Annotated in this window: 4 protein-coding genes; 3 read left to right on the top strand and 1 reads right to left on the bottom strand. The window is 50.5% G+C overall.

The genetic code is table 11. The features are described from left to right. Positions 1 to 690 precede the first annotated feature (690 nt). From RH90_RS23075 to RH90_RS23070, 3 genes are read left to right on the top strand one after another with little or no spacing between them, the layout of a single operon-like run. Complete coding sequence (locus tag RH90_RS23075; protein WP_157134827.1) at positions 691 to 1,536, top strand: HAD family hydrolase; 846 nt, start codon at positions 691 to 693, stop codon at positions 1,534 to 1,536. Between the two features lie 4 nt (positions 1,537 to 1,540). Continuing rightward, the gene (locus RH90_RS21640) at positions 1,541 to 2,107 is read left to right on the top strand and encodes a hypothetical protein (RefSeq protein WP_051124922.1); all 567 of its coding nucleotides are present in this window, start codon (positions 1,541 to 1,543) and stop codon (positions 2,105 to 2,107) included. Positions 2,108 to 2,138: 31 nt separating this feature from the next. Beyond that, the gene (locus tag RH90_RS23070) at positions 2,139 to 2,990 is read left to right on the top strand and encodes a BglII/BstYI family type II restriction endonuclease (protein ID WP_010189134.1); all 852 of its coding nucleotides are present in this window, start codon (positions 2,139 to 2,141) and stop codon (positions 2,988 to 2,990) included. On the opposite strand, the gene RH90_RS23065 is transcribed toward RH90_RS23070, so the two are convergent. After that, positions 2,991 to 3,580: MT-A70 family methyltransferase (locus RH90_RS23065; RefSeq protein WP_081477080.1), on the bottom strand; the 590-nt coding region annotated here is incomplete at its 5' end.

The raw sequence follows: 3,580 nt of genomic DNA, 5'->3' as shown, positions 1-3,580 counted from the left end.
GATATTCGGGATACGTTGCAAGAGGTTGACGACACATCAGCGTCCGATCCTTCCGCCTACTCTTCGATTAGCGGTTTAGGTTATGGCCAAACTGGACGCCTCAACATGTTATGCAGCCACGAGCGCGTAAGCCTATGGGGCCTCTGCCCTGTTTGAAGAACCCGACACCTCTTTAAAACAGCTCGGTGTTCGCGCTCAGCGCCTAACCGACAAACCCGGTGAAATGTGATAAGCCGCACACGCAGGGGCTACAGGGTGCAGGATCGATGCCGGAAGTTGGATCACCAATCTACAGGGTTGCTAAAGCTCTTTACGATACAATGCCTGAGCGTTGGGCAGGCGGCCTAGAGCCATCCTCGATCCCGTGGCACGCCGCGTCCGAAGAAACGAAGACCCGGCTTTTCGAGGCAGCTAAGATCGCGATCTGGACGCTAAGGCCTGTCAGTGATCGCATGCGCGCTGCCGGGCAGGCGGTCAGCAGTAATGCTGTGATAGCGTGGACGGCAATGATCGACTCCGCGCTCGAAACAGACGCTGATCCGATTGTCTAGGGACCGGAGCTGTTAGGACAGGCGCTCTCTTGACCGCGGTGAGCGTGCGGAACATATTAAGAACGTTGTGCGCGCGTATGTTGGCTGTGCGCCCGGGATTGAAAGTGCCATGCCGGTTAGATCAGTATTGATAGCAGATGTGGATAACACGCTTTTTGATTGGCTTGCGGTATGGCACGCTTCCTTCAGCGCGATGTTCAACAAGCTTGTAGAACTTAGCGGCATTCCCGAAGATGTTTTGGCGGCCGAGATCCGCACGGTGCACCAGCGTGTCGGAACATCGGAGTATTCTTATTTAATTAGTGAGCTACCGCTCCTCCGCATTCGGAGCGGATCGACACCGGTTCTAGACTTTTACGAGCCAGCTATCAGCGCATTCCGTGAGGCCCGGAGAGCAGCACTCCAACTATATGAAGGTGTATTTGAATACCTGATAGATCTAAAAAAGAACGGGACCCTAATAATAGGTTATACGGAGTCTCTTTGGTATTACACCCAATACAGATTGAAACGTACTGGCTTAGACAAAATTATGGACAAGGTTTACTCACCACCGGATCACGATTTTCCTGATGGCGTAGATATAGGATCTTTGCGGTTCTATTCAGATTCTCATTACAACCTTGATGTCACGCAACATTTAACGACGCCACCAGGTGAGCTGAAGCCCAATCCAGATATCCTCCGTAAGATTCTTTCCGACGCTCATGCTTCGCCCGAGCAAGCTGTTTATGTGGGAGACAGTCCGGTTAAAGACATCTGGATGGCACAACAGGCCGGCGTTCTTGACGCACATGCGTTGTATGGCGAGGCACGTCATACGGAAGCATACACCCTCCTTAAAAAGGTATCTCACTGGAACGACGCAGATATTGAACGGGAAGGGCGGGAAGTACTTTCTTGCTCAGTAAATCCAACCATAACGCTGCCTTCTAGGCTAGATCAACTAAGCAATTTTGTAACTTTCGAGCGTTTCCCGAGGTAGTGTTATGACGGACAAAGAGATCGATAACAACATTGAGGTGTGGAAAACCATTATAGGCGTCCAGCAGCATTTTAACGAATTAGAGATGAGAATTCGAAATGTAGCTGTCACTGTCTTGGCTGCTTTTCTTGGCGCAGCTGGATACACCCTAAAAGAGGGGCTCCATGTACGGTTTGGCAGCAATGACATATCACTAACAGGCCTGGTGCTCATAGCAGGCACTGTTTGCTGGCTCTGTTTTTATGGCATGGATCGCGCTTGGTATCATCGCCTGCTAAAAGGCGCGGTGCTACAAGGTATGCGAGTGGAAGATGCGCTCTCTGCTGACGTACCCGGGATCCGCCTTACGTATGCGATCGGAGAAGCAAGCCCGATCAAGGTGCTCGGATTGAAAATTGGCTCCAACGCTCGGCTCGATGCTTTTTACTTAGTTATCGCTGGCTTGCTGCTTTCCGCAGCGGCCATGGCCTTCATTCAGAAGCCCACTCCCATTAGCCTTCAACACCCCTCCGCAAAACCAACTTCGCTTCCCGCAGGGAAGCCGGCCGTGACCCAGGGTTCGCACGCTTGAGCCGATCCCCCACACCAGATAGTAGGAGCCTATGACGTCGCTTCCAGATGCAATTTCCGAGGATTATGAGCGCCTATCCGCAAAAGATAGCGCTCTAAGTGACATATTCACTGCGGAGTTTTTGGAACGATTTGAAGTTCACAGCTATCGTAATGCTAGTCGCATTCTAGCTGCTTCGTCTTCAAACGAACTTAGTGAGCTTGTTGAAAGCTTAATGTCTTTCAATATAAAGACAGAAAATATTGTAAAAAAAGGCGGAAACAAGAGCCTAATAGCAAAGTCAATGGACGATTTGCTGTTTCCAAAAGGCTGGTATGGGAGCCGTATTCGGGGGGATCTTGTCATAAACAAGCTCACTGTTGTATCGAATCCGAGGTTACTTGAATCAAAGCCCAAAAAGAGCGAACCCAAAACAATTGTTGTTGACAATAAGTACGTTATTGACGGATTTATTGATGGCCATAAGGTCGATTTTGTCAAAAACAGAGTCGCTTTTGATATGGAATGGAATAGCAAAGACCAGACGTTTGATAGAGATTTATATGCGGCTAGAACATTTTACGAATGTGGAATTGTTGATGCCGGGATTTTGCTAACAAGATCGAAATCGCTCGGCCCCGTATTTGCTGAAATTGGCAACCGCGTAAATATTAGCAATTTTAAGAGTAAATATGGAGCAAGCACTACCTGGATGGGAAAGCTTCTATATCGTCTAGATGCAGGCCGAGGGGGCGGCTGTCCTATTCTTGCAATTGGGATAAAGCCGCCTGTTATAGAAGACTTTGAATACTGGAAATCTAATCATCCAGTCATAGTTGACAACCCCATCGCACCCGATGATTTGACCGAGGGCGATGGAGATGACGATAATTTGGAAGAATAGTTACTCCGCCGCCACTGGAAGCGGTGCTCCAGAATGGTGTGCATAGGTCGGCCAAGAAGGTGCATATTCTTCATCAGCCTGGTTGCCCCAAACAGTCCAGTTTGGTCGCGTTCCGCGCGAAAACATTTCGAGAAACGGGCCGGGACTGCATTCCTCGATCAGCGGGTATTGCTCATCAGGCTTACGACTATGTTCCCGCTTGCGGCTTTCTAGATAATTCACCTGGGTTCGGCCGGGATCGAGCGTGCGGGCGTTTTTACCACGCACGCCAAACAGGATCAGCTCGGTTACATTGCGGAAGTAGAAGCCAACACCCCGGCCGTCGGACCCACCGTCCTTGCGGATCTTCCGCCAAACGATGTTGGATTTATACTCGAACCCCCACTCGCGCAGCACACGAAGGCCATCCGGCAATAGAGCATTGGGAACCCACAGGTAGAGGTGTGCTGTCGGCGCGACACACTCCGCAACCGGTAGCGCGCAAATGTCGTCCAGCGTCATCGTCTCGTAGCGGTTGAGCCGACGATGCTCGGGTGCAACCTTCCCGGTGCGATTTTGAAATTGCCATGGCGGATCTGCCAGCACGGTCT

Origin of the sequence: Sphingomonas sp. PAMC 26605, from assembly GCF_000241485.1 — a bacterium.
In the GTDB taxonomy this organism is placed as follows: domain Bacteria; phylum Pseudomonadota; class Alphaproteobacteria; order Sphingomonadales; family Sphingomonadaceae; genus Sphingomonas.
This window is presented reverse-complemented; position numbering and strand designations above follow the sequence as displayed.